This is a genomic window from Arthrobacter sp. (assembly GCF_031179985.1).
Taxonomy (GTDB): domain Bacteria; phylum Actinomycetota; class Actinomycetes; order Actinomycetales; family Micrococcaceae; genus Arthrobacter.
The window spans coordinates 1-3,183 of record NZ_JAPSHJ010000077.1 but is presented as its reverse complement, the minus strand read 5'-3'; the positions used below and the strand labels follow the sequence as shown (position 1 = coordinate 3,183).

3 protein-coding genes and 1 pseudogene are annotated in these 3,183 nt (G+C 62.7%); 1 reads left to right on the top strand and 3 read right to left on the bottom strand.

Annotated features, from left to right (window positions below):
* A pseudogene (locus tag RIN13_RS19380) lies at nt 1-739 on the bottom strand (hypothetical protein); the annotation flags it as partial.
* Nucleotides 740-837: 98 nt separating this feature from the next.
* Nucleotides 838-1,581 carry a tyrosine-protein phosphatase gene (locus RIN13_RS19375; RefSeq protein WP_309108946.1) on the bottom strand — a complete coding sequence of 248 codons (744 nt, stop codon included), beginning with the start codon at nt 1,579-1,581 and terminating at the stop codon, nt 838-840.
* A 225-nt stretch (nt 1,582-1,806) separates the two neighbouring features.
* Here RIN13_RS19375 and RIN13_RS19370 point away from each other — a divergent pair, with 225 nt between their 5' ends.
* Nucleotides 1,807-2,643, top strand: a complete 837-nt coding sequence (locus tag RIN13_RS19370; RefSeq protein ID WP_309108945.1) for an SGNH/GDSL hydrolase family protein — start codon at nt 1,807-1,809, stop codon at nt 2,641-2,643.
* A gap of 48 nt (nt 2,644-2,691) precedes the next feature.
* Here RIN13_RS19370 and RIN13_RS19365 read toward each other — a convergent pair whose 3' ends face one another.
* The gene (locus RIN13_RS19365) at nt 2,692-3,138 is read right to left on the bottom strand and encodes an SRPBCC family protein (RefSeq protein ID WP_375164800.1); all 447 of its coding nucleotides are present in this window, start codon (nt 3,136-3,138) and stop codon (nt 2,692-2,694) included.
* Nucleotides 3,139-3,183 lie beyond the last annotated feature (45 nt).

The following is a 3,183-nucleotide window of genomic DNA, read 5'->3' as shown; positions in this document are numbered from 1 at the left end:
CTTCCCCGGGAGGGTCTTGTCCGGGAGATAGAACCAGAGCCCGCCGGGACGACTCCGGCGAATTCGAGCCGCCGGTGCGGATCAGGAAGTGCCCGTCGCTGAACGCCACGGCTTGGAGGCCGGAAGTACCCACCTCCCGGACGTACGCCTGATACAGCTGGTCGATGCTGGCAGCCATCAAGGCAGACTCGGCCTCCTGCGGGGCGGTCTGCCGCTCGCTCTCCGGGGCAGGTTCCTGGGCAGGTTCGGTTGATGGGGCCGGTGAGGGTTCAGTCGTCGACAGCGGGTCTGTTGCCGGAGACGTTTCTGGATCCGCGGGCTTTGACGCCACGGGCGGGTCAACGAGCACTATCTCGTCAGGTCCCTGGTCATTCAGTTTGGCGATCCTGCCCTGCAGCTCCGGTCCGGATCCTTCGACGACTATCTTGCCGTCTTTTATGCTGATGCCGACAAAACCGGGGAGATCCCGCAAGGAGGCAGCGACGTCGGCAGCGCGCTTGCCCTGCTCGCCGGCTGCCGCGAATTGCTCGGGAGTCATCCCCAGATCCCGCAGGATAGCCTCTTGCAGACCGTCAGCGCTGATTCCTGCCGACAGTTGTTCAGGCGAGGCGCCGAAGGAAGACGCTGCCGTTCCAGAGCCGCCAGAGATGGCCTCCGTCTCAGCAGCGGCCGGAATGGCACCGAGCGTGGCTCCCAAAACCAAAGCCGTCGCGGCCCCCAGGGCGAGAATCCCCCGCAAGCTGTTCCTAACCAGGCTATAACTCACGGTCTCCCCCAAAGATCGATGGCTCTCAGGAACACTGGCGCCACCGCCGTGAGGAGGAGCGGCTCAAGAGTTCACACCGTCACCCTACCGCGCAGCAAGGCCAGGATTGTAGAAAGTTCCTGATCCGTGACCCTATTTCTCAGCAGATATTGGCGGGTCTTGAGCTGGCGCACGAATTCGGCCACCTTTTCACCGCGGGATTCGAGCAGAGGTGCAAGGGCGGCTTCGTCCAGGTAGCGCTCATGGGCATGCGGCACTCCTTGGGTGCGGTGGCGTTCGTTAATCCCCCGCATCGCCGCCTGGTAACCGGAAACGATGGCGTGATCGTCGGCGCCCGCAAGATCCTGAAGCATCGCGGCGATCATTCCGCTGCGGTCCCGCCCGGCAGAGCAATGGATGACCACACCGCCGGGAGCTGCTGCCACGGCCTTGAAGACTGCTGCAAGTTTGTCCGGGAAAAGCCGCGCATTATCCTGGTACGCCGCGGGGTCGTTCAGATAGGGCCGGCAGATGGCCCGGAATTCCTCGTTCTCCGGATCTTCAGTAGGCGCCGGCAAAATCTGAAACCGCGCCAGCACTTCGGGGCGGACGAGCGGGTCGGTTTCCCTTGGCGACTGCTCCCCCGCGTTGCGCAGGTCAATAACGGTGCGGATGCCGGCGTCGTACGCCTGGTTCCAGCCAGTCTCGGTGAGCCACTCGCGCCTGCCCATGCGATATACGTCCCCGGAAATCCGCCACGCGTTAACTGCCCCCTCCCACGTGACAGCGGCAGCCCTGTTCTCGCCCCCTGCCACTCGACGCACAGTCTCATCCATTCCGTCAGCTAAGCACATAGATGGGGTACTCGCACCCCCTGTTTTGGACGCCACCTTGGAGAGCAGAAATTCGAGTACAGGCTGCCCGTGTGTGTGGCCCCGTCCGGGCGTATCGTGTCACTACGACCGCGCCGTCCGGCGCGTTATCGCATGGCGCCGCCGGATTGTAACGGGGTTCAGGTCGGATTTCAGGCCCGGCCATCCACTCACAAAAGGGGAGACACAATGGCACTTCTGAAAGTCCGACGTCGGCGGCCCGTTTTCGCTGCCGGCCTCGCTACCGTGGTACTCGCCTTTGCCGGCCTGGCCGCCGCTCCGGCCCAAGCCGCAAAGCCACCGGCGCCGCCGCTGGCCTACGTGGCACTGGGCGATTCCTATGCAGCGGGACAAGGGGCCGAGCCGTATCTGGACTCGTGCCTGCGCAGCCCCAGCAGCTATCCTGCCCTCGCGGATGCCTCTAAGTGGGTGCGGCTCGTCCAAAACGCAGCCTGCAGCGGAGCGGGCGGTGACGACGTCGTCGCAAACCAGCTGAAACGGCTCTCCCCGGATACTGATGTGGTCACGTTGACCGTGGGCGGGAACAACCTGGACCTCCCTGCCTTGGTGTTGGCTTGCTCAACGGATGAACTTGCCTGTGCTGCGGCTCTGGCCGACCTTCAGGCACGCCTTACACAGGCGATCTTGGACCCGGCCTCCAGCCCCCTCGTGGCAGATCTCGCCGCTACCATCGATGCCATCCAGGCCAAGGCCCCCAATGCGGACGTCTATGTGACCGGCTATCCACTGCTGTTTGACCCGGCCTATCCCGACCCCGGCCTGGCGTTCGCGGTCAACTCGCTCACAGTGATGCTCAACATGGTTATTGAGAACGTGGCCGAGGCCAAGGATGCCACCTATGTTGACGTCACTGGAGCATTTGCCGGTCACGGCGTCGGTTCAGGTGACCCCTGGTTCAACTTTGATCCCACGAATCCTTTTGACCCTGAGAACCTGCATCCAAACGCGGCGGGATACGTGGCGTACTACACTGCCCTGGCCAACGCGGGAGCGTTCGCACCCTAGCGTCACCGATCATAGGGGCAGCAGGTAACTGCTGCCCCTATCATCCGTCTACATTCGATTCGTCAGATGCTGGTTCCGGGACTCAATGAGCTTTTTGAGGTAGCCGGCGAGGAACAGCTTTTCTGCAAGTCGTCCAAGAACTCCGAAGGGTGCGGTGAACTCTATCCGGTCAATCATGACCGTCCCGTCCCCGTCATGTGTGAATTCATGCACGTGGCGGAACCTGCGGAAGGGCCCTCTGACCTGTTCGTCCACAAAGCAGTCAGGCATATCCATTGCCGTGATCCTGCTCGTCATCCGGAGCGGCAGGCCGAAGTGCCACGCACGCCAGGTCACTTCCTCCCCCAATGAAATGAGGCCGGAAGTCACTCCTGCAACCGCTTCTTCCCGGGAACTGGCCATTGAGAGCTTATGGGCATCGATGCTGCGGGCGAGATCGAATAACTCCGACTTCGGCATTCCGGTTCGCGTTCTGCACTCGAAGTAGACCGTCATGGGTTAGACGCCGCGCTGCTTTGCCAGGCGGTACTCGAGGCCGTT